We start from the raw sequence: 23,200 nt of genomic DNA, 5'->3' as shown, positions 1-23,200 counted from the left end.
GTGAAAGCTGAGGATATTATCAATAAACGTTTGTCTTCTCTTGGCGATACCGTTTTTCCAGATCATTTAGTCAAAAAACTCTCCAGCAACTATGCGCTCTGTGCTGAAAGTAAACAGCCTATCGAGTATGTCGAAAGCTTGCCATTTAATGACGAAGAGAGATGGTATCAAACTACACTTTACCCAATTTTGAACCAACACAACAAAGTTGAGAAAATTGTTGGCACCGCCATTGATATAACAGCACGAAAATACGCTGAGTTTGAGCTCGACCAAAATAGAGCTTTCTTGGAACAAATTATCAACTCAGCGGTCTGCGGCCTCTATTTATATGATATCGAGAAACAAAAAAATACTCGAATTAACCGTCGATATACTGATTTGCTTGGCTACACGATTTTGGATCTTCAAGAAACAACGCTAACACAACTTATTCACCCTGAAGATAAACTGCGTGTGCAAACACACTTGGAAGAAGTGTTTCACAGTAAAGATCAGCAATTACTACCTGTGGAATATCGAATAAAACACAAGGACGGCAGCTGGCGCTGGTGCAGTGCGGTTGATACGGTCATTTCTCGAGACGAGCACCATGCCCCCAAAGTTTTGCTTGGTACATTTGTTGACATGACGGAAAAAGCGCAGCTTCTCCTGCAACTACAGACCTCTAACGATAACCTTGAACACTTCGCCTTTTTGGCGTCACATGATTTACAAGAACCTTTACGGAAAATAACCGCATTCACTGATAGCCTATCCGTTCGATTGTCTGAATATCTCCAAGATGATACTAAGGCACAATTTGAGATGTCTCGCTTGATTGAGGCTTCAAGTAGAATGCGTACAATGATCCAAGATTTATTGAAGCTATCTCGTTTGCAAACTCAAAAGCTCAAACAGCTTCCAACCACCTTAGGCACAATCGTCGATAATGCCTGCGATCAAATTAGCTGTAGCATTGAAGAACACAACGCCAAGATCGAAATAAATAACTCGACACAAGCTTTGGTTGTAGACCCTTCATTGTTTGTTCAAGTATTTCAGAATCTAATCTCAAATAGCTTGAAATTTTCATCCGCGGAACGTGCGCCCATTATTACCGTTTCTAGCGAGATCCATGACAATAAAGTGCACTTAAATTATCAAGATAATGGTATCGGCATTGAGCAACCTCACTGGCAAAGCATTTTTGAGCCATTTAAGCGACTCAACAATAGTAAGTCTGCAGGCAATGGTATCGGCTTAGCCATATGCAAAGAAATCGTTAAACTACATGAAGGTGAAATAAGCTGTCGAAGTAACAAAGAAGAAGGCACAACGTTTACCATTATCTTGCCTAACAGTTAGGAGCTAATATGAATATAGTATTAGTCGATGACGACCCTGATGATGTTTATCTATTTACAACAGCATGCGAGCATGTTTTGCCTAAACCTGAGTTGGTTATTCTCCAAGATGGAGAGCAACTCATTGAATATGTTGAGTCTCACTCCTGCGCGACGGAGTGTCTATATCTCGTAGACCTAAACATGCCCAAAATGGGCGGCCTAGAAGCGATGCGCCAACTAAACGCAAAAGGTATGTGTGATAAGATTTGTTTGATTGGATACACCACGTCAAATCACCCTGCCGATATTGAACAAGCTTTTTTATACGGTGCAAAATCATACATCACAAAACCAAATAGAGTTGTAGATTTAATAGAGCTACTTGAAGTGCTCTTAAAGTACTGGTTTCGATATAACCACTTCATAAGGGAAAACTCATGAATCGCTGGCTGATCTATTTGTTGGAAGACAACGACGAAGATGTATATTTAATAACACAAACGCTAGCTCAGTATGAAGGAAAACATCAATTCAGACTCAAAGCATTCAATGATATTAAATCGCTCAAGATTGCAGTAAGTCAATGTGCTCCCGATATGTTATTACTCGACCTCAATTTGCCTGAAAGTGTTGGATTAAATACCTTAATCACCATTAAACATTTTGTAAGCCAAATACCAATCATTGTACTGACTGGAAATTCAGAACACACCATCAGTGAGAAAGTGATCCAGCTTGGCGCGCAAGATTACATCCCCAAACAAGAACTCACAACTTCCATGCTGACTAGAACGATCATATTTTCAAAAGAGCGATTTGAATTACAAAGAAACCTAGAAAACTTAGTCGTGATGGATAAATTGACGATGCTCAACAATCGCGGCTCTTTTGACGCTGAACTACATAAGTATGTCCAAGATGCATTACGTTATAAAACTCAATTTGGACTACTATTCATTGACTTAGACAATTTTAAAAACGTAAATGACGAACTCGGTCATCAAGCTGGTGACCAACTTCTAAAATCCATCGCTTCCAAACTAAAAATGTTCCGTCGCACTTCTGATTTTGTCGCTCGCTATGGGGGGGACGAATTTGTCATCATTGCGCCACATGTAACAAGCAAAGAACAACTTATCCAGCTTACACAAAATAAATACATGTTGCTGGCCGATACATATTGTATTGAAGGTGCAGATAATAAAGTGCATGAAGTAGAGTTGGAAGTGAGTATAGGCGCGGTCATGTTTCCTATTGATGGCGCGGATGAAGCTGAACTTTTAGGTAATGCAGACCGCGCAATGTATCAAGCAAAGGAAACAGGTCAGCCTTTTGTTTTGCTCGACTAATTGTGGGCTAATCTTAGAAAGCACAAAGATGTGTCTGTACCCGTTTTACATGCTCAAAAATAAAAAAGCCACATGATCGCGGCTTTTTCAATTTGACCTAAAAACTAAGGCATTGCGTCTAAATCTGCGCCTTCTTTTTCGACCTCAACTGGGATCAAATCTTCTTTGCTGACCCCCATTGCCACAGCTACAGAGCTTGCAACATAAATTGAAGAATATGTACCGATGAAAACACCAAACAACAGCGCTGTCGCAAAGCCATGAATGGTTTGCCCACCCCATACAAACAAGGCGATCAGTACCAGAATAGTGGTAATTGATGTCACTAAAGTACGGTTAAGCGTTTGCGTCAAAGAAATATTAATAATTTCAAGCGTGTCATCAACACGTACTTTTCTGAAGTTTTCACGAATACGATCCGATACAACAATGGTGTCATTCAGTGAATATCCAATTACAGCAAGAATGGCCGCGAGTATGGTTAAATCGAACTCAAGGTCTAACACTGAGAACAAACCCATTGTTAAAATCACGTCGTGAAACAAGGCCACTACCGCACCAAGTGCAAAACGCCATTCAAAGCGAAATGCAACATAGATCAAGATACAAATAAGCGCCGTTAGCATTGCTAAGCCGCCTTGCTCTTTTAAATCTTCACCAACACTTGGTCCAACAAACTCAATACGACGCATTTCTACGCTGCTATCAGCCTGCTTTAGTGCTTCAATCAGTTGGTTGCCAATAACTTCCGCTTTTACACCATCTCCACGAGGCGCTAAACGAACTAGCACTTCTTGGCTGGTACCAAACAATTGTACCGATGCATCGGCAAAACCATTGTTCGCAAGTACTTCTCGGATCTTAGTCAGATCAGCAGGCTGAGAAAACCCAACCTCAACGGCAGTTCCCCCAGTAAAGTCCAAGCCGAAATTTAATCCACGAATGGCCATTGAAGCGATGGATGCGACTATCAGCAAGGCGGAGAAAGCCATTGTCAGCTTTCTCGCAGACATAAAGCGGATAGTGTCACTTAATTTTAATAACTGCATACCCGTCTCCTAGATAGAAAGCTTTTCAACACGCTTACCGCCAATGCAAAGGTTGATAACCGCACGGGTTCCAACAATGGCTGTAAACATTGATGTGATAATACCAATCGCTAACGTCACTGCGAAACCAGCAATTGGACCTGTTCCCACCGAGAATAAGATAATCGCCGCAATTAATGTCGTAATGTTTGCGTCGAAAATGGTACTAAATGCGCTGTCATAACCATGGTGCACAGCCTGTTGTGGACTGCGGCCATCCAGTAACTCTTCACGGATACGTTCAAAGATCAGCACATTGGCGTCTACCGCCATACCTACGGTTAATACGATACCAGCAATACCAGGTAGCGTAAGCGTTGCACCTGGGATCATCGACATAACGCCCACAATCATCACTAAGTTTGCTGCAAGGGCGAGGTTTGCCACCAAACCAAAGCCTTTGTAGTAAATCAACATGAAAGCAAGTACAAACGCAAAACCTAGTACTACTGCCAACATACCCGCTTCAATATTCTCTTGCCCAAGGCTTGGACCGACTGTACGCTCTTCAACAATTTGAATTGGCGCAACTAAAGCACCCGCTCGAAGTAACAAACTTAAGTTATGCGCTTCAGCAGGGTTATCGATACCAGTAATACGAAATGAGTTATTCAAACGCGCTTGAATGGTCGCCACGTTAATCACTTCTTCTACCTTAATTGGCGGAAGCGCTTTACCATTAGCGTCTTTCTTACCCGAAGGTTTGTATTCAATGAATACCGTCGCCATGCGTTTACCAATTGCACGCTTAGTAAAGGCATTCATTTTTGCGCCGCCTTTACTGTCTAAGTTGATACTAACCTGCGGGCGTTGATATTCATCTAAACCAGATTGTGCGCCTGTGATATGGCTACCTTCAAGAATAACGCGCTTTTTCAATACCACAGGGAAACCATCTTTGTGATTAATCACTTCAGTTCCCGGTGGTATACGACCTTGCGCCGCAGCCTGTACGTCTGCGTTTTCGTCCACTTCTCTAAACTCAAGTGTGGCTGTTGCACCCAAGATTTCTTTTGCACGCGCGGTATCTTGAACTCCTGGTAGTTGCACGATGATGCGCTCGGCACCTTGGCGCTGTACATTCGGCTCTGCAACACCTAATTGGTTAATACGGTTACGAATAATTGTTTCGTTTTGCTTGATTGCGTAATCACGGATCTCTTTGAGCTTCTGGTCACTTAAGCTCACGTAAAACGCTAGATCATTACTGCTATCATCAACAAAGTTATAAAGTGGATAGCGACCTTTCAAAAAGCGTTCCGCAGCGTCTTTATCTTCCGCATTACGCATGGTGACTTGTAATCTCTCGCTGCCAGCGACTTGGCGCACTGCGCGGTAACGCAATTTTTCACCACGTAAGTCACTCTTGAAGTCTTGCTCCATCGCCTCTAACGCATTATCCAGCGCCGTGACCATGTCAACTTCCATAGTGAAGTGCACACCACCACTTAAATCAAGACCCAACTTCATTGGGTTACCGCCCAAATTCTTTAACCATTCTGGTTGTGCTGGGCTCATGTTGATGGCGGAAATGTAATCATCACTTAAACTACCACGAAGCAGGTCTTGTGCTTTTAGTTGTTGCTCAACATTTTTAAAACGAACGAGCACTTGACCATTTTCAAGAACGGAAGATTTTACTGTGATGTTGTTCTGTGCAAGTGTGTTATTAACTTGGTCAAGTACAGCTAGGTCAGCGCTGGCACCTTTAGTACCAGATACTTGAATGGCCGGATCACGGCCATACAAATTTGGTGTGGCATATAAAATGCCAACCGCTAACACCGCCAGTACCAGCAAGTATTTCCACATTGGATACTTATTTAACACTGGATTATCCCTTTGTTGTTATTATTATTGTCTTAAAGCGACTTCATTGTGCCTTTTGGCAACACTGCAGACACCGCTGACTTTTGAACAGTGACTTCCGCCTGATCATTAAGTGCGATCACAACAAAATCTTTGTCATCCGCTACTTTTGTGATCTTACCGACCAAACCGCCTTGCGTTAGTACCTCGTCACCTTTGGCTAACGCACCCATTAAGTTTTTGTGCTCTTTTACTCGCTTTGCTTGTGGACGGTAAATTAAAAAATAAAATACCAGACCAAAAATACCGAGCATGATCAGCATTTCCATACCACCACCGGCTGGCGCAGCACCTGCAGTGCTTGCGTGCGCACTAGAGATAAATAAACTCATAACACTTCCTCTTTAAATTTTTATATTCAATCTTGTTCAGTATTTGCAAGCGGTGGCACTTCTTGGCCTCGGCGTGCATAAAAATCTTTTACAAAGTCGTCTAATTTGCCTTCACTAATTGCATTGCGTAGGCCTTCCATAACACGCTGATAGTATCGAAGATTATGAATGGTGTTAAGACGTGCACCTAAAATCTCATTACACTTGTCTAAATGGTGTAAGTATGCGCGCGAGTAATTTTCACAGGTATGGCAATCACACTCAGAATCTAGTGGACCTGTATCCGTTTTATGTACCGCATTACGGATCTTCACCACGCCGCCTGTGATAAATAAGTGGCCATTTCGCGCATTACGTGTTGGCATAACGCAGTCAAACATATCGATACCACGACGCACGGCTTCAACCAAATCTTCAGGTTTACCAACGCCCATCAAGTAACGAGGTTTATCTTCTGGCATCTTATAAGCGCAATGGTCCAAAATGTGGATCATGTCTTCTTTAGGTTCACCCACTGACAGTCCGCCTAGGGCATAGCCATCAAAACCAATTTCTTCCAACCCTTTTTGCGACTCAGCACGTAACTCTGGATACATACCACCTTGAATGATGCCAAATAACGCAGCCGGATTGTCGCCATGACCTTCTTTGGAGCGCTTAGCCCAACGTAAAGAAAGCTCCATCGAGTCTCGCGCCTCTTTCTCAGTCGCAGGATACGGCGTGCATTCATCAAAGATCATGACAATATCAGAGCCAAGATCACACTGTACCTGCATCGCTTTTTCAGGAGACAACATGATTTTTTCACCATTAACCGGTGATTTGAACAACACACCTTCTTCTGTGATTTTACGCATTGCGCCCAAGCTAAATACTTGGAAACCGCCTGAATCAGTTAAAATTGGCTTATCCCAGTTCATAAAGTCATGTAAATCACCATGCTGCTTGATGATCTCAGTACCAGGGCGCAACATCAGATGGAACGTGTTCCCCAAGCAAATTTGTGCGCCTGTCCCTTTTAGTTCATCTGGCGTCATCCCTTTTACGGTACCGTAAGTACCAACGGGCATAAAAGCTGGTGTTTCAACTACACCACGGTCAAAAATCAAGCGGCCACGACGCGCTTTGCCATCGGTGCGATCTAATTCAAATTTCATTATTACCTCAAAGTCGGAAAAACAGTCCAACGTTAGTATCTGCTAACACCAAGTATGTTAACAATCAGGTGGAAAAACCGCTCAATTCTACCTTGTTTAACGGTGCAATTCTAATTATTGGGCCGAAATTTCTGTTTTAAAGACAACGACGAGTAAAACAAAGTAAATAGACACAAAAAACCCAGCCTAGGCTGGGTCTCTTTTATTAACTTGTTTTCTTTGTTAAATACATCGCATCACCATAACTAAAAAAGCGATAACCTTGCTCTATCGCAGTATGATACGCGTTCATAATATGTTGCTGACCGGCAAATGCACTGACCAACATGATCAAGGTTGACTCGGGCAAATGGAAGTTAGTCACCATGGCATCAATCACTTTAAATTCATAGCCAGGATAAATGAAAATATCGGTATCTCCAGAAAATGCTTTTAATTCGCCACCGTGTACTTTAGCCGCTGATTCTAATGAACGTACAGAAGTGGTACCTACTGCAATCACTCGGCCACCTTTGGCTTTCGCTTTGTTAATTGCTTCCACTACCTCTTCAGGGACTTCAATATACTCCGAATGCATAATATGGTCGTCTACCGAGTCAACTCTTACTGGCTGAAAAGTGCCCGCCCCTACATGCAATGTGATAAACGCGGTTTCCACGCCCTTTTCTTTTATTTTTTGCAACAGCGTTTCATCGAAGTGCAAGCCCGCAGTTGGTGCAGCCACAGCGCCCGGTTTTTCGTTATAAACAGTTTGATAGCGTTCTTTATCTTCTTCTTCATCAGGCCTATCTATGTAAGGCGGTAAAGGCATATGGCCAATGTCTTCCAAAATGCTAAACACATTTTGCTCACCGCTAAAACGCAGTTCAAACAATTCACCTTGGCGGCCTAGCATGGTTGCTTCCGCTTTGCCTTCTAGAATAAGCGTTGCCCCTTCTTTTGGTGATTTGCTTGATCTCACATGCGCCAATACACGATGGTCATCAAGCACCCTTTCAACGAGAACTTCAACCTTACCGCCCGTAGCCTTTTGGCCGAACATACGCGCAGGGATCACTTTAGTATTGTTGAATATCATGATGTCATTCGGATTCAACATATCCACAATGTCGGTAAACACCTTATGTTCAAGCTTTCCGCTATTACCATCGAGTGACAACAGGCGACTACTCGAACGTTCTTTTTTAGGATGACGGGCAATTAATTCATCTGGAAGTTCAAAACTAAAGTCAGCTACGCGCATGGCTACATCTCTTGTAGGAAAATAGGCGCCAAGTCTAGTGATCCTGTAGGGCTAAATCAAGTGCTTGTAACCAAGTGCAAATAGCATTAACCTAGCGAGGCTGAATGTTGCATAAAACACGCCACTGAAGTGCTGTTTTATAAATCCCTAAAAATTGATTTATTAATTATTTAAAACAGTAGCTTGTATTTTAAGCTTTCATAGAGGTGTCGCTTGTTGTTTGTTGAGATGGAGTTAAAGCGTTAATCGTGGCCAGACAATTAAATTTATTGATTGTAAACTCTAGTAAACATGAGCGCAGTGCGATAATCGACACGCTACAAAAGCTGGATGTATTTACCTTTATAGAATGCGAAGATAGCCAATCTGCACTGCAAGTTTTGAAACAACAAGCGGTTGATGTTGTGATCACCGGCCTTGATGTAGGTAAAATTGATGGCTGGCGATTCTCTCGAATGGTTCGTTCAGGGTTATTGAAAACACCTAAAAACACGCCGATCTTGTTGATCCCCCCAGTTTATTGTGAACGAATCGCCGAAACAACCGCACGTAGTTATAGCATTGATGCGGTGCTGCCATTTGAGCGTCATCATAGACTCCCCCACGTACTTGCCAATGTTTTGTCAACGCATTTAGAAAAAAGCAGCCGTTTAACACTGCTACTACTTGAGCCGAATCAGCAACGTGCGGATGAGATCTGTCAGCACCTTTCACTGAACTTTGCATGTACGCATGTCACTTCAACCAATGAAGCTTTATCGTTATTTAGACAATCTAGCTACGCCATTATTTTATTAGATGCCACCGCGACACGCGCTAATGCAACCAAAGATTTGGTTGAGAGTATCCTCAAATACAATCCCAATCAGGCAATTGTGACCATCATCGATAGCCGCGACGCTGACTACGCCGAACAACTTTTGCTATTGGGTGTGACTGACTTTGTACGTGAGCCTTATGACATCTCTATTCTTAGCAAAGTCTGTGATCATGCTGCTCGGCGCGAAGACTTCATGGTCAGTTATGCCGAATTCGAAGAAAAAGTATCGCAACTGAGCCGCAGTGAACAAAGTTATAAAGAACTCTTCTCAGCACACCAACGTATTTTACTGCACCTCAATACCGTGGTGATGGAGCTTGATGAACAGGGCTTGATCCGTTTTATTAACCCTGCTTGGGAAGGGTTATCTGGTTATGGCATCAAAACAAGTTTAAATAATCACTTGTGTGACTTTGTCAGTACCGAATATCAATCAGCACTGCGAAAAGTACTCAATAACATCATCGCTGGTCATCAAGATCAATCTAAAATAGAGCTTCAAATAAGTCACCAGCAACAGCGTCAAATTTGGGTAGAATGTCGCTTTCAGCTTATTAAAAATAGCACAAGCAGCGCGACCATTACTGCTACGCTCGACAATATACATGAACGTAAGCAAGCAGAGCTGCAATTGCGTCACCTCGCGCTACATGACACATTGACTGGGCTTCATAACCGTTATTATTTTGATCAGCAGTTACACCATTTTTGCTCATCTATATCCCAGCAAAGCGAAATAGAACATGCACTGCTCTACATCGATTTAGATCACTTTAAAATAATCAATGACAGCAAAGGCCATCAGCAAGGGGATATTGTTCTTAAAGAAGTGTCACAGCTATTTGGTAAAAACATCGATGATGAGCACTTAATATTTAGAATTGGTGGCGATGAGTTTGCCATTATTTTAAACAACACCAACTTGCTTGATGCGCATCTAGCTGCGGAAAGCATTTGCGTTGCGATTGAGAAGCACAAGTTTTATTCAGAAGAAAATAGCTACTCAATTAGTTGCTCCATTGGTTTGACTCAGATCACCAAGGAAAACCACGATGCGAACGAGTGCTTAAAACAAGCGGACATAGCTCTCTACATAGCTAAAAGCCTAGGTAGAAACTTGGTACATTGTTATAGCAAAGATGATGCTGACAATAACACGCTCCAATCTGGTTTAGAGTGGGGGCATAATGTTCGTGAAGCACTGCAAAATAATCATATTGAGTTACATTATCAGGCGATTTGGGACTTCAAAAACAATACCATCGCATATTATGAAGCCTTATTAAGGCTTCGAGTCAGAAATGAGCTTATATTCCCAAATCAATTCATTCCAGCGCTGGAGCTTTTAAACGACACGTTTTTGATGGACCAATGCGTGATTAAGCATGCGATTGCCGCTGTGGCGCAAAACCCAGAATTAAATCAAGTTGCTATCAACTTGTCGGCTCAATCGTTTCTTGATGAACGCTTACTACCCCATATTCAAGCATGCTTAGTTGAGTATCAAGTCAGTGCTCACAACATCATATTTGAGATCACCGAGTCAGCAAGTATTAATAATCTAAGCGCAACACAAGCGATGATCTGTAAGCTAAATGATCTAGGCTGTCACTTCTCAATTGATGACTTTGGCACTGGATTCAGCACATTTAGTTATTTAAAACAACTTCCAGCGCAGCACGTAAAAATTGATGGCTCGTTTGTGCGCGATATGTTGAATGATCCGATAGATTTGGCACTGGTTAAAGCCGTGCATGATATCAGTCATTCACTCAACAAACGCTCCGTCGCTGAGTACGTTGAGAATATTGAAATATTTAAAACACTAAAAGAGATAGGCATCGACTATGGACAAGGCTTTTTTATTGCGAAGCCAATGCCGATCGAAAAGCTCAAAAAAGCAATTCCAACTATTTTATCCAGCAAAACAATCCGATAACAAATTTATACAAAAGTCGGCTTTTTCTTGTCATTAAATCATCTATAATAACTCTATACGAGGTTGTCCAGCCAAGTTGTTGATTTTCGCTTTTTCACTGGACATTCAAAGGATTGCGATACATCACCTTATGGACGTCTAGGAGTGTAATTATGAACCAATTAATGATTTTTTTGTTTTTTATCAACCTATTAGTTGCATTTCAATGTCATAGAAATGCAAAAATTAAGGGCTACCCAAGTAAAATATTTACCTTTCTTGGCTTAGTGCCTTACTTCAATTTGGTTGTTTGGGTCTATTTATTGTTCTTGCCAAACCTCGCAGCAGCCAATAAATATGAACCATCGTAATACAGTACCTTACTTTGGCTGCTGAGCACATTGTTGAACAAAAGAGCTAACCTTATCACTAAATAATCGAAAGTCTCTGATGCGTCCCGTTGTTTTTCGCCAGAGTAAACCAATCTCTCTGTATGCATCTTCTAAAGGCGTATTAGCAACCACGTCTTTGCCTTGCAAAATGCCCGCATTAATTGCCATTTGCGGCAAAAATGTTACGCCATGCTGATACTCAACCATACTCAGTAAAGTATGCAAATTAGCCGCCTCGAAAGGATTAATACATGCACTGCGATTTAAATGACACGCACTTAGCGCATGTCCCGTCATACAATGCTCTTTTTCCAACAGGAACACACTGTTATCTGGTAACAAATTAAAGTCGTTTATATCGTCGTCCACATGGTAGTCCTTGTGGTGCACCAATGAAAAATAGTCTTTTGCCAACACTTGCGTATGAAAGCGTTCTGTTTGATAAGGCAGCGCGAGCATCGCCATATCAATATGACCATGTTCCAACTTATCGAGTAGTTTATCACTGGTATCTTCAACCAAGATAAGTTGTAAATCGCAAAACTGCTGCTGACAAAATTGATGTAATGGCGCCGCTATAAAACTCGCAATAGTTGGAATGATACCCAATGTTAGCTTGCCACATAGTGGGTGCTTATAGCTTTTCGTTAACTCTTTAACACTCATCGTATCCGCAATGATTTTTTTCGCGCGAACAACCACTTCTTCACCAATATCAGTGAACATGAGGCTGCGATTCTCTCGCTCAATAAGCTGACATCCTAAGGTCTCTTCAAGAGTTTGAATTGCACTACTCAAAGTAGACTGACCAATAAAGCACGCTTCAGCAGCACGACCAAAATGCTGATGCTGATGTACTGCGATTAAATATTGTAATTGTTTAATACTAGGAAGGTTATTCACGTTGCAACTATTTAAGCTCATATGAGTAATAATAGTATGCAGTATAACGCCGATACGGACTCTGTAAAACCATATCAAGAGGGGCTTTAAAAATAAAAAGACCCCAGCACGAAGTGCTGAGATCTTTTCAAGCTAAAAGTCTGTCTTTCTAAGTTATACGCCGAACACGGCTCTTAGAATATAGAATATAACAATAGCAAGTGCTGCGCCAACTGGCAATGTAATCACCCAAGAAACTACGATGTTTCTGACCACTGACATGTTAAGTGCAGCGATACCACGCGCCATACCCACACCCAATACAGCGCCCACAAGCGTTTGAGTCGTTGAAATAGGTAAGCCCGTACCAGAAGCAATTACTACTGTAGAAGCCGCTGCAAGCTCTGCTGCGAAGCCTCGGCTAGGTGTTAAGTGTGTAATACCTTCACCAATCGTTTTTATTACTTTTTTACCTAAAATAGCAAGACCCGCTACGATACCTAGGCCACCTAAAGGCAAGATCCACCAAGCAAGCGCCGCTTTCTTGGTCATTACACCATCATTTTCAACAATGTTAACAACCGCAGCTAATGGACCAATCGCGTTCGCGACGTCATTTGAACCATGTGCGAATGCCATACAACATGCGGTTAGTACCATCAAAATAGCAAACACTTTTTCAACATTGTTGAACTGCATTTGTTTATCGGCTTTAGGGTCCATTTTCAGACGCGCAATCGCTAATTTACCAACCATACCAACTAACACAGCAATACCAATAGCTAGAGCATAACCTTCAAAGGTGCCCATATTGATACCAACGTGCTTCAAGCCTTTCTTAATGGTCACAAGCGCCATTACAAAACCAGCTAGAGCCATGTACATAGGTACGTAACGCTTTGCGTTTTGTAGTGGTGTCGATGTATCAAAGATCAACTTCTGCGCACTCATAAAGATAAGATACGCGATAAAGCCAGAAATCGCTGGCGTTACAATCCAACTTCCCACAATACCGGCAACTTTACCCCATTGGATTGCTTCACTACCCACAGCGACTAGTGCAAAACCAATGATGGCACCGATAATTGAGTGCGTTGTTGATACCGGCCAACCAAGCATTGAGGCGAGTAATAACCAAACACCTGCTGCAAACAATGCCGATATCATACCTAAGATCATTAATTCAGGAATATCAACAAATGGCGCAGCATCAATGATGCCTTTACGAATAGTTGATGTTACTTCACCACCTGCTAAGTAAGCACCAGCAAATTCGAAAATCATAGCAATTAAAATTGCTTGCTTAATGGTTAGCGCTTTTGAACCAACCGAAGTACCCATAGCATTTGCAACGTCATTCGCGCCAATACCATAAGCCATAAAAAAACCAACTGCCGCTGCAACAAGCACCAGCATGCTACCGTAGGATGCAATGATATCCATTGTAAAACCTTACTTTTAAACTACTTAATTCTTTTTAAAAATTAACGCGCAAGCATTAATTCAAGTCGAGAGCCTACTCGCTCAGCAATGTCAGCTAATTCACCAACCCATTCAATGATCTTATATAGGAACATTACATCAACTGGGTTTAAATCATTTTCAACTGCGCGCAACTCTTGACGGATTTTAATCTGCATTTCATCCGTATCTTGTTCAATTGCATCCAGTTCAACTAACATGTTTTCAACCAAAGTAACTTCACGGCCACGGAAACCCGTTTCGAGCAGCTCGTCTAGTTCATTAATGGCTTTCGACGCTTGTTTAGTCGCATCAACGCAACGTTGTAAATAAGCTAAAAAGTCAACTTGGATTGATTCTGGAATCACCATTTCGCGACCAACAACGCGACCTGCGATGTCTTTTGCTTTATTGGCAATTTTATCTTGGTGGGTAATTAACTCTAGAAGATCGGTTCTTTCTACAGGCATGAATAGACCGCGTGGCAACTGCAGGCGAACTTCTCGCTTCAGTTTATCTGCTTCGCGCTCATAATTGCGAATTTGAACTCGAAGCGCTTCAGCTTCAGTCCATTCACCTTTAAAAACATGGTTAAAAAATGGTACTAACGCTTTACTGGCTTTATGTACGATTTTTATGTGTTCTTCAATAGGCTTAATAGGAGATTTTGCAAATACCCCTAAAAATGCATTAGTCGGCATAACTGACCCTTAAATCATATTTATATGCTTTTGCAGCGTGCAATTTTACAGCATTAAGCGCTGTTGTGAATGATTTTTATCGGTTAGATAAAAACAAGAAGACCCCAGCTGCAGGTGCCAGGGTCTAAAATACAGTGAAAAGGTTACAGTGACTTTTCTATATCTTCTTGAGATGTATGACGAATATCCTTGCCATTAACAAAATAAATGACATATTCGGCAATATTCTGACAACGATCACCAATGCGTTCTAATGAACGAACCGACCAAATTAAATCCATAATTTTTGGGATTGAACGTGGATCTTCCATCATGTAGGTCATGATTTGACGCGTTAGAGCTTCATACTCACGGTCTACTTTCGCATCTTCTTTGTGCACTTCAAAAGCGCGCTGTGCATCCATTCGAGCAAACGCATCCAGCACATCGTGTAACATTTTCGAAACCTGACGGCCCATATTCTCAATGTTAACTAACAAGTCTTGTTGATCTTTCGTGAAAGAATCAAGTGCCACTCGAGCAATGCGCTCGGCTTCATCACCGATCCGTTCTAAATCAGCAATGGTTTTGGCGATTGCCACAACCAAGCGCAGGTCACTTGCTGCAGGTTGACGCTTCGCAATGATGCGTGTGCACTCTTCATCAATATTGACTTCCATCGCATTGACTTTATAGTCGTTTTCACTCACTGCTCGTGCTTTTTCAGCATCGCAATCGTTCACCGCATCCAGTGCCAGGTTGAGCTGTTGCTCAACCAAACCACCCATGCTAAGCACATGGTTGCGAACACTCTCTAGCTCTTCATTAAAGCGACCCGAAATGTGTTTGTTTAAGTTGTGTTCCATAAAAGTCCCCCTATAGCAGACGCTTAACCGTAACGACCCGTAATATAGTCTTCGGTTTTCTTTTTCGATGGGGTTGTGAATAACGTATTGGTATCCGCATATTCAATTAATTCACCCATATACATAAACGCAGTCTGATCTGATACACGTGCAGCCTGTTGCATGTTATGCGTTACAATCACCACAGTGTATTTATTTTTCAAATCGTTGATGAGCTCTTCAATAACCAAAGTAGAAATAGGGTCAAGTGCTGAGGTTGGTTCATCAAGCAGCAATACTTCAGGCTCAATCGCAATAGATCGTGCGATCACCAAACGCTGCTGCTGACCACCAGATAGACCGAACGCACTATCATGCAATCTATCTTTCACTTCGTCCCAAAGCGCAGCACCGCGCAATGACTTTTCCACTACTTCATCAAGCTTACGCTTATCTTTGATACCTTGTAAGCGTAAACCATAAACCACGTTTTCGTATATTGATTTAGGGAAAGGATTTGGGCGTTGGAACACCATGCCCACATTTCGACGTAGTGCAGCTACGTCGACACGCTTGTCATAAATATTTTCTCCTTGAAGGATGATCTCACCTTCAATGCGACAGCTATCAACTAAATCGTTCATGCGGTTAATACAACGTAATAACGTTGATTTACCGCAGCCCGATGGACCGATGAATGCTGTCACTTGCCCTTTAGGGATCAACATGTTGACCTTGCTTAGGGCTTGCTTTTCGCCATAGTAAAGATCGAGGTCTTTGATCTGTAGAGACGTTTGCTCTGGTGTCAAATTGGCAAGATCTAGCTTTGTTTGGCCATTGGCCTGATTAACTTCTGGAGCTACTGTAATCATTACTTTTACCTACTTAAAATCTTTACTATTAATGTTCTAGTGATCTGAACTTTTCACGCAAATGGTTTCGAATACCAATCGCCGTGATGTTCAACGCGATGATCACTGTGACTAACAAGAATGCGGTTGCATAAACGAGCGGTCTTGCAGCTTCAACATTCGGACTTTGGAAGCCTACATCATAAATATGGAAGCCCAAGTGCATAAATTTACGGTCTAAATGGATATACGGAAAGTTACCATCAAGCGGTAATGTCGGTGCCATTTTCACGACACCTACCAACATTAGCGGAGCAACTTCACCTGCAGCACGAGCAACCGCCAGGATTAGGCCGGTCATAATGGCAGGACTTGCCATTGGCACAATAATACGCCACAACGTTTCTGCTTTTGTTGCACCCAGCGCCAATGAACCATGACGTACTGAGCTAGGAATACGCGATAAACCTTCTTCCGTTGATACTATCACCACGGGCAAGGTCAAAATTGCCAGTGTTAATGCCGACCAAATTACACCCGGCGTACCAAATACAGGACTTGGCGCGGCTTCTGGGTAGAACAACTGGTCGATGGAACCACCCAACATGTATACGAAGAAGCCTAAACCAAATACCCCATAAACAATCGAAGGAACACCAGCTAAGTTAATTACCGCGATACGGATCATCTTGGTTACCGCATTTTTCGCAGCATACTCGTGTAAGTAAATTGCCGCAACCACCCCAAATGGCGTCACTATCACTGCCATCAGCATAACCATAAACACAGTACCGAATATCGCAGGGAAGACGCCCCCTTCAGTATTTGCTTCACGCGGATCATCACTCACAAACTTACCGATCTGTGAAATATAGTGGCCAACCTTAGCAAAGTAACCCATATTGTTAGGGAACCAAACATCAAGCACTTGGTATAAAGGCAATGTTACAAGCTCACCACGCATGTCGCGAACGATAACTTGGTCACGCTTGGCTTTTTTACGCAGTTCAAATAAACGCTCTTCAAGTACCTTATAATCTTCACGAAGCTGTACTCTTTGCACTTGTAGTTCTGCCATACGCTCATCAGTAAGTGCATCATTCAGCGCATACCCTTTTTCTTTTAAACGTAAACGCTCAAGTTCATAGTTTATATGACCTATATCGCCATTTTGTAGATCAAGCGCTTCATCGTTTAGGTCTACAGCTCGTTCAACAAGTTCATATAAACGCTCTGTGACATTTTCTGTTACCACCTTGCCATCTTCAACAACCTGTTCCACATAGCCGTAGAAGTTTCCGTTTTTGCTACGTTCAAACACTGCCAAGTTGGCTGGCGTGAGTTGTTGTTTGATATCAGTAGACAGCACCCAGCGAAAATCAAGCTCTACATATTCACGGTTACCAGTCTTTACCAAAAAACGCTCGATGAATTCATCATCGTATCCAGATAAATCGAAACCTGCCGCCTCGAGACGAGACTTAGGCACCTGCTCTCTATCGTAAATTTCACCGATAACAACTTGTTTTGGCACAGAACCATCGAGGTGTAATTCAACAACTTGTGATGGCCAGAAAAAGCTTAACCCTTTCCAAGCAATCATCGCCAACAAACCCAGTACCGAAATCAAACTGATACTAACGGCACCACCTGTCATCCAGATCCAAGGAGACCCTGACTTAAACCACTGTTTTACCATGTCATGAACTCCAATAATTACATTGAACTGTATTTTTCACGTAGCTGCTGACGAACAAACTCGGCAACCGTGTTAAATACAAAAGTGAAAATAAATAAGACAAATGCAGCCAAGAAGAGGATCCGATAGTGTGAACTCCCCACTTCCGACTCAGGCATTTCAACCGCAATATTTGCAGCAAGCGTACGCATACCTTGGAAAATGCTCCAATCAATGATCGGTGTATTACCGGTAGCCATTAATACAATCATGGTCTCGCCTACCGCACGGCCTAAGCCCATCATCACGGCAGAGAAAATACCAGGGCTTGCAGTCAGTAATACGACTCGAACAAGCGTTTGCCACTGCGTCGCACCTAATGCGAGTGAGCCGTTTGAAAGATGCTTTGGCACACTGAATACCGCGTCTTCAGCAATTGAGAAAATAGTCGGGATAACCGCAAATCCCATAGCAATACCCACCACCAAAGAGTTACGTTGGTCGAAGGTTAAACCCAGTTCATTGGTTAGGTATTGGCGAACATTACCGCCAAATATCCACTCTTCAATACCACCACTGATAGCGAATGATGCCCAACCAACTAACAAAACAACAGGGATCAGTATGATAGCGTGCCAACCTTCAGGCAGCATATGACGGATTTTTTCAGGTAACTTGGTCCAGAAGAACGCGGTCGCAATCATGGCTATAGGCAATAACAGTAGTAACGCAACAATGGCGGGTAAGTTTTCTTCAATTAATGGCGCTAACCAAAGACCAGCCAAGAAACCGAGGATAACCGTCGGTAAAGCTTCCATAATCTCAACTGTCGGCTTCACCACTCGACGTAATTCACTCGACATAAAGTAGGCTGTATAAATCGCAGCAGAGAGCGCGATTGGTACCGCAAACAACATCGCATACATCGCTGCTTTGATGGTGCCAAATGAGATTGGCACTAACGAAAACTTTGATTCAAAGTCATCTGATGCTGAAGTTGACTGCCAAGTATAATCAGGCTCAGGATAACCTTCATACCACACTTCCTGCCATAGCGCCGACCATGTTACTTCTGGGTGTTCATTGTGAATATCAAATACAGACAGCTTGTCATCCGCTAAAACGAGCACCGCATTCGAACGGGGAGAAACGGCAAAAGACTTGATTGCACCTTCACTCACTTTCCCTTGCCAAAGATGTGCTTGGCTCGTGGTATAATAAATGCCTAAATCACCGCTGGTATTGGTGGTAAAGAATGTACGGCGGTAGTACTCACTATAAATATCAACATTACTATTTTTGCTCGTTTCAAAGGCCCTGATCTTTTGAAATTTTCGGCCATCATCCGTATTCACCTCAAACCACTGAGATACTTCACCATTGTCGTTTGCCAACATCAGTGAATTGGCACCCGCCAATAAAGTGGTACCCACTAAGTTGGCATTTTCTTCATTTGCTGCAAGTACTTGGGTTTGTTCTACTTCACTTGGATAGCGAGTATCAAAGATATAAATCTGATTTGCAGAGCGAACAAAGGTGCGCGTAGTATCCGGTGTGATCAATAACTCATCAATACGTCCATCAATATCCAGCTCAGTACGCTCAACAACCCACTCGACTTCCCCGCTAAACATATTTTCTTCGGCCACAAACGAGGCAAAAATCAAGCGTTTATCAGCAGTCAGTGCAACGACTGCGGTTTTGTCTTCAAAATGACTAAACGCGAAGCGCTTAATCGCTTTGCCTTGATCATCAACCAGTAGCTGTTTACCATCCAATGGATAACTTAACCGAGGCGAAATAACGCGCTCATTGCCTGGGAATGTTACTAAAAAGGAAGGTTTAACTAATTGTACTTGACCATTATCGAGGCCATACGCGTACTGACCCAGAAAAGGCGCACTTTTTGCGGCACTTGTCACTAAACCATCTAGATTTACTGTTAAACGTTCAACCAATCCACCGGCTTGAGTGCCTTTTACTTGATAAAAATCGACATGTCCTGAACGACTCATTAAGTAAGCTATTTCTGTTTGTTCTTCAATGCCCACGCCTACATATTGTTGAGCATCAATTAGCGGTACATCTACACGCTTATCAACTTTTGCAGATTCGAAGATAGGTTGAACAACGTAAAGTAGATAAAAGAAGATCAGCAATAAAGCGATCAATACCATCACGCCACCAGCTGAGATACCAAACTGTGCAAACCGGTCTTTGAATAGACGGCTTCTATCCGTTTTAAAAGACGGTTGCTGCGGATTTGAAGACATCAAAACACCCTTTCATTATAAAGTTGTCGCGCATTATATTTCACCAAGATGACAGTTGTGTTACAACGCAAACGGCACGATATTATAAAATAGGGTACATTTTATGACACTTTTTGTTCCGATTTGATTTAACTCAAGACGTTTTCATTTGTTTACAAACAATAAAGTTATTTGGTGGACATCGAATTAAGGTGAACTAATCTTAGAACGCGGACTCTATCTTAGGAGGCTATGTATAAGGATCGTACCCTCTTTGCTAAAGCCGCTTTTTTCCACAGCTAGGTTTATGGCCTGGCAGAATAATAAGAGACACGCATTATGAAGCAGTTAGTTTTAACAATTATAGGAAAAGACCGACCCGGTCTTGTCGAAGAAATATCTTCAGCCGTGCTGTCACACCACGGTAACTGGTTAACAAGTAACCTCAGCCACTTAGCAGGACAATTCGCAGGGATAGTTCAAGTGGAGGTTGCCGAGGAACATTTACAACAACTTCAAGATGGGCTGCAAGGCTTAGTTGGACTTGAAGTGAAAATGGAAACTGGTGACATTTTAACAGAGCAACAAACGCCCGAAACACTTAACCTTGTGATCACGGGCAATGATAGACCGGGCATAGTTCAAGAACTCGCGACGGTGATCCGACATAAAGGTGCGAATATTACCCATTTGAATTCACGCCAACAGAGTGCGCCGAATTGGGGTGTACCAATATTTAGCGCATTCGCCACGGTAACATTGCCGGCAGGCATGAATAAAGACAATGTCATAGATGCATTAGAGCAGATCACAAGCGATCTGATCGTTGATATTGAATCAGAATAACCTGTTCGTGCGACAAACAATGCACTGTACCTCTTGGTATGACAATTTGTACCTAAAATGACAGTTGTCATACCTACGTAATAATGTGGACCTATATTTGCGGCAGCCAATTTGCCGTGGATATAAAAATGCAAGCTCTACCTTCTGAACCTAAGACTGTTAGCTATTTTGCCAAAGAACTTAGCTGGCTTTCTTTTAACGAACGCGTTTTACAAGAAGCGAAAGATAACACCAATCCCATCATTGAACGTATTCGCTTTTTAGGCATTTTTTCAAATAACTTGGATGAATTCTTTCAAGTACGTGTTGCAGATGTAAAACGCCGCGTACTGTTAAACAATTTACCCGATACCAACTTCGACGAAGACGAAGCACTTCTAAGTCAGATAAACCAAAAAGTCATACAGTTAGGTAAAAAATTCAATCATATTCACCAACAAATTTTGGATGACTTAGCGAAATACAATATCTATCTCTCTCAGCCCAAAACATTGTCAGAATTCCATCAAAATTGGCTGAAACACTACTTTTTTGATCAAGTGCTGCCACATATGTCACCTATGTTACTGACAGAAAACAAAGACTATTCAGACAACATGAACGACACGATGACTTACCTATTCGTACATATGAACGGTGAGAAGCAACACCATGCGCTATTGGAAATTCCAACCGATAGACTCGAACGATTTGTAAAATTACCGCCAGAGCGTTCACGTAGACAAAAGCATATTGTGATGCTCGACGATATCGTTCAATTCTTCCTAGCTGATGTATTCAGAAGCTTTTTTAATTTTGACAGCATAGAAGGCTACGCAATCAAGCTTACACGAGATGCAGAATACAATCTGGATGATGAAATAGAGGAAGGCCTACTAGACAAAATGTCCAAGGGCCTGAAGCAAAGATTGTACGCCGAGCCCGTTAGACTTGTTTACGATGAGTCCATGCCCGAAGAAATGCTCAAAGTGATGAAAAAACGCCTTGGCGTGACCCATCAAGATGCACTTATTCCTGGCGGTCGTTATCGTAATTTTAGAGACTTTATTGGTTTCCCAAATGTTGGTAGAAGTCATTTAGAAAACAAACCACTCCCCCCCCTTCAAAGTCATGCCTTTAACCAGCATGCCAGTGTGTTTTCGGCCATTTCTGAGCGAGATATTTTACTCTACTATCCGTACCACACGTTTAATCACATGTTGGAATATATTCGTCAAGCGGCATTCGACCCAAATGTAACACAAATAAAGGTCAATATTTACCGTGTTGCCAGCCGCTCACGGCTGGTTTCTTCATTGATCAATGCTGCCAAAAATGGCAAAAGTGTCACGGTCATGGTTGAGCTGAAGGCACGCTTTGACGAACAAAATAATATCGAGTGGGCAAAACGCTTGAGTGAGGCGGGGATCAAAGTGATGGTCGGGATCCCAGCGCTGAAAGTGCACAGTAAATTGTGTGTAATTCACCGCAAAGAAAAAGGCAAAATTGTAAAATACGCACACATTGGTACCGGTAATTTCCATGAGAAAACGGCAAAGATCTATACCGACTTTAGTTTATTTACCAAACACACAGAAATTTGTGAGGAATGCGACAACGTTTTCCGCTTCATAGAAACCAGCTATCGACCCTTTAATTTCGATCACTTAATGATCTCACCGCTGAATGCACGCGATAGGATCTTGGATTTAATTGATCAAGAGGTCAAACATGCAGAGCAAGGTAAGACTGCAAGAATTAGCATTAAGATTAATAACTTAGTTGATAAGCAGCTGGTGGATAAACTCTATTTTGCGGCTCGACATGGGGTTAAAGTACGCTTGATTGTTCGCGGTATGTGCGCTTTAGTTCCTGGCTTGCCACGTTTCAGTGAAAACATTAAAGTGATCAGTATAGTGGACCGTTTTCTTGAGCACCCTCGTGTGATGGTGTTTGAAAATAATGGCCAGCCTCAAGTATTTATCTCGTCTGCAGACTGGATGACTCGTAACTTAGATCATCGCGTGGAAGTGGGAGTACCTATTTACTGTGAGGAACTTAAACAGCTGATCATTGATATTCTCGAGTTGCAGTTTAGAGACCGTACCAAAGCTCGGATCATTGATGCAGAGCAAAAAAACAGTTACGTAAGACGAGGCAATCGTAAAAAAATTCGAGCCCAGATTGCCATCTACGACCATTTGAAAAAATGGGAAAGTAAATAAGAGTA

At 42.2% G+C, this 23,200-nt stretch carries 19 protein-coding genes (1 of these 19 running past the window's edge); 7 read left to right on the top strand and 12 right to left on the bottom strand.

The features are described 5' to 3' along the window. The 3 genes in view from AC5FX4_RS05030 to AC5FX4_RS05020 are tightly spaced (at most 8 nt apart) and all read left to right on the top strand, a layout consistent with a single transcriptional unit that may run on beyond the window. Positions 1–1,347 carry the 3' end of a PAS domain-containing protein gene (locus AC5FX4_RS05030; protein WP_493605384.1) on the top strand. Its footprint begins 1,362 nt before the window's first position, so 1,347 of the gene's 2,709 nt are visible here — the last part of the coding sequence; its start codon lies beyond the left edge, outside the window; it ends in the stop codon at positions 1,345–1,347. 8 nt (positions 1,348–1,355) lie between these two features. Next, complete coding sequence (locus AC5FX4_RS05025) at positions 1,356–1,769, top strand: response regulator (protein WP_493605383.1); 414 nt, start codon at positions 1,356–1,358, stop codon at positions 1,767–1,769. After that, entirely contained in the window at positions 1,766–2,677 is a 912-nt protein-coding gene (locus tag AC5FX4_RS05020) for a GGDEF domain-containing response regulator (protein WP_493605382.1), read from the top strand. The genes AC5FX4_RS05025 and AC5FX4_RS05020 overlap by 4 nt, the downstream gene beginning before the upstream one ends. A gap of 104 nt (positions 2,678–2,781) precedes the next feature. On the opposite strand, the gene secF is transcribed toward AC5FX4_RS05020, so the two are convergent. From secF to queA, 5 genes are all read right to left on the bottom strand, one after another. Beyond that, the gene (secF, locus tag AC5FX4_RS05015) at positions 2,782–3,726 is read right to left on the bottom strand and encodes a protein translocase subunit SecF (protein ID WP_493605381.1); all 945 of its coding nucleotides are present in this window, start codon (positions 3,724–3,726) and stop codon (positions 2,782–2,784) included. A 9-nt stretch (positions 3,727–3,735) separates the two neighbouring features. Then, positions 3,736–5,595 carry a protein translocase subunit SecD gene (gene secD, locus AC5FX4_RS05010; protein WP_493605380.1) on the bottom strand — a complete coding sequence of 620 codons (1,860 nt, stop codon included), beginning with the start codon at positions 5,593–5,595 and terminating at the stop codon, positions 3,736–3,738. Between the two features lie 32 nt (positions 5,596–5,627). Next, positions 5,628–5,966: a preprotein translocase subunit YajC gene (gene yajC, locus AC5FX4_RS05005; protein ID WP_476293107.1), complete on the bottom strand. Its 339-nt coding sequence runs from the start codon at positions 5,964–5,966 to the stop codon at positions 5,628–5,630. Positions 5,967–5,992: 26 nt separating this feature from the next. Beyond that, positions 5,993–7,123, bottom strand: a complete 1,131-nt coding sequence (gene tgt / locus AC5FX4_RS05000; RefSeq protein ID WP_493605379.1) for a tRNA guanosine(34) transglycosylase Tgt — start codon at positions 7,121–7,123, stop codon at positions 5,993–5,995. A gap of 205 nt (positions 7,124–7,328) precedes the next feature. Continuing rightward, the gene (queA, locus tag AC5FX4_RS04995; RefSeq protein ID WP_493605378.1) at positions 7,329–8,366 is read right to left on the bottom strand and encodes a tRNA preQ1(34) S-adenosylmethionine ribosyltransferase-isomerase QueA; all 1,038 of its coding nucleotides are present in this window, start codon (positions 8,364–8,366) and stop codon (positions 7,329–7,331) included. Positions 8,367–8,614: 248 nt separating this feature from the next. Between queA and AC5FX4_RS04990 the strand changes: the two genes are divergently transcribed. Together AC5FX4_RS04990 and AC5FX4_RS04985 are read left to right on the top strand one after the other, a co-directional pair. Continuing rightward, complete coding sequence (locus AC5FX4_RS04990; protein ID WP_493605377.1) at positions 8,615–11,125, top strand: GGDEF/EAL domain-containing response regulator; 2,511 nt, start codon at positions 8,615–8,617, stop codon at positions 11,123–11,125. A 152-nt stretch (positions 11,126–11,277) separates the two neighbouring features. Then, on the top strand, positions 11,278–11,475 hold the full coding sequence (locus AC5FX4_RS04985; RefSeq protein ID WP_493605376.1) for a hypothetical protein: 198 nt from the start codon (positions 11,278–11,280) through the stop codon (positions 11,473–11,475). Between the two features lie 9 nt (positions 11,476–11,484). Here AC5FX4_RS04985 and AC5FX4_RS04980 read toward each other — a convergent pair whose 3' ends face one another. The 7 genes from AC5FX4_RS04980 to AC5FX4_RS04950 all read right to left on the bottom strand — a co-directional run bounded on the left by AC5FX4_RS04980 (position 11,485) and on the right by AC5FX4_RS04950 (position 20,166). Then, a complete protein-coding gene (locus AC5FX4_RS04980) occupies positions 11,485–12,399 on the bottom strand; it encodes a hydrogen peroxide-inducible genes activator (RefSeq protein ID WP_493605375.1) in 915 nt (304 codons plus the stop codon). A 153-nt stretch (positions 12,400–12,552) separates the two neighbouring features. Continuing rightward, a complete protein-coding gene (locus tag AC5FX4_RS04975; protein ID WP_493605374.1) occupies positions 12,553–13,821 on the bottom strand; it encodes an inorganic phosphate transporter in 1,269 nt (422 codons plus the stop codon). A 41-nt stretch (positions 13,822–13,862) separates the two neighbouring features. Then, positions 13,863–14,540, bottom strand: coding sequence for a TIGR00153 family protein (locus AC5FX4_RS04970; protein ID WP_493605373.1), 678 nt, complete (start codon positions 14,538–14,540; stop codon positions 13,863–13,865). A 143-nt stretch (positions 14,541–14,683) separates the two neighbouring features. After that, positions 14,684–15,385 carry a phosphate signaling complex protein PhoU gene (phoU, locus tag AC5FX4_RS04965; RefSeq protein ID WP_493605372.1) on the bottom strand — a complete coding sequence of 234 codons (702 nt, stop codon included), beginning with the start codon at positions 15,383–15,385 and terminating at the stop codon, positions 14,684–14,686. Between the two features lie 23 nt (positions 15,386–15,408). Then, on the bottom strand, positions 15,409–16,236 hold the full coding sequence (pstB, locus tag AC5FX4_RS04960; protein ID WP_493605371.1) for a phosphate ABC transporter ATP-binding protein PstB: 828 nt from the start codon (positions 16,234–16,236) through the stop codon (positions 15,409–15,411). Between the two features lie 28 nt (positions 16,237–16,264). Next, entirely contained in the window at positions 16,265–17,914 is a 1,650-nt protein-coding gene (gene pstA, locus AC5FX4_RS04955) for a phosphate ABC transporter permease PstA (RefSeq protein ID WP_493605370.1), read from the bottom strand. 17 nt (positions 17,915–17,931) lie between these two features. Further along, complete coding sequence (locus AC5FX4_RS04950; RefSeq protein ID WP_493605369.1) at positions 17,932–20,166, bottom strand: ABC transporter permease subunit; 2,235 nt, start codon at positions 20,164–20,166, stop codon at positions 17,932–17,934. A gap of 318 nt (positions 20,167–20,484) precedes the next feature. Between AC5FX4_RS04950 and AC5FX4_RS04945 the strand changes: the two genes are divergently transcribed. Both AC5FX4_RS04945 and ppk1 read left to right on the top strand, forming a co-directional pair. Further along, positions 20,485–20,991 carry a glycine cleavage system transcriptional repressor gene (locus tag AC5FX4_RS04945; protein WP_493605368.1) on the top strand — a complete coding sequence of 169 codons (507 nt, stop codon included), beginning with the start codon at positions 20,485–20,487 and terminating at the stop codon, positions 20,989–20,991. Positions 20,992–21,119: 128 nt separating this feature from the next. Beyond that, entirely contained in the window at positions 21,120–23,195 is a 2,076-nt protein-coding gene (ppk1, locus tag AC5FX4_RS04940) for a polyphosphate kinase 1 (RefSeq protein WP_493605367.1), read from the top strand. Positions 23,196–23,200 lie beyond the last annotated feature (5 nt).

The sequence above is a fragment of the Pseudoalteromonas sp. ATL1 genome (genome assembly GCF_058933015.1).
The sequence above is the reverse complement of the archived record's forward strand: the minus strand, read 5'-3'. Positions and strand labels throughout refer to the sequence as shown.

What these genes read in the sequence shown, in the direction of transcription:
- AC5FX4_RS05025 (WP_493605383.1), top strand. Translation starts at nt 1,356, where the DNA reads ATGAATATAGTATTAGTCGATGACGACCCTGATGATGTTTATCTATTT.
- AC5FX4_RS05020 (WP_493605382.1), top strand. Translation starts at nt 1,766, where the DNA reads ATGAATCGCTGGCTGATCTATTTGTTGGAAGACAACGACGAAGATGTA.
- secF (WP_493605381.1), bottom strand. Translation starts at nt 3,726, where the DNA reads ATGCAGTTATTAAAATTAAGTGACACTATCCGCTTTATGTCTGCGAGA.
- yajC (WP_476293107.1), bottom strand. Translation starts at nt 5,966, where the DNA reads ATGAGTTTATTTATCTCTAGTGCGCACGCAAGCACTGCAGGTGCTGCG.
- tgt (WP_493605379.1), bottom strand. Translation starts at nt 7,123, where the DNA reads ATGAAATTTGAATTAGATCGCACCGATGGCAAAGCGCGTCGTGGCCGC.
- queA (WP_493605378.1), bottom strand. Translation starts at nt 8,366, where the DNA reads ATGCGCGTAGCTGACTTTAGTTTTGAACTTCCAGATGAATTAATTGCC.
- AC5FX4_RS04985 (WP_493605376.1), top strand. Translation starts at nt 11,278, where the DNA reads ATGAACCAATTAATGATTTTTTTGTTTTTTATCAACCTATTAGTTGCA.
- AC5FX4_RS04975 (WP_493605374.1), bottom strand. Translation starts at nt 13,821, where the DNA reads ATGGATATCATTGCATCCTACGGTAGCATGCTGGTGCTTGTTGCAGCG.
- AC5FX4_RS04970 (WP_493605373.1), bottom strand. Translation starts at nt 14,540, where the DNA reads ATGCCGACTAATGCATTTTTAGGGGTATTTGCAAAATCTCCTATTAAG.
- phoU (WP_493605372.1), bottom strand. Translation starts at nt 15,385, where the DNA reads ATGGAACACAACTTAAACAAACACATTTCGGGTCGCTTTAATGAAGAG.
- pstB (WP_493605371.1), bottom strand. Translation starts at nt 16,236, where the DNA reads ATGATTACAGTAGCTCCAGAAGTTAATCAGGCCAATGGCCAAACAAAG.
- pstA (WP_493605370.1), bottom strand. Translation starts at nt 17,914, where the DNA reads ATGGTAAAACAGTGGTTTAAGTCAGGGTCTCCTTGGATCTGGATGACA.
- AC5FX4_RS04950 (WP_493605369.1), bottom strand. Translation starts at nt 20,166, where the DNA reads ATGTCTTCAAATCCGCAGCAACCGTCTTTTAAAACGGATAGAAGCCGT.
- AC5FX4_RS04945 (WP_493605368.1), top strand. Translation starts at nt 20,485, where the DNA reads ATGAAGCAGTTAGTTTTAACAATTATAGGAAAAGACCGACCCGGTCTT.
- ppk1 (WP_493605367.1), top strand. Translation starts at nt 21,120, where the DNA reads ATGCAAGCTCTACCTTCTGAACCTAAGACTGTTAGCTATTTTGCCAAA.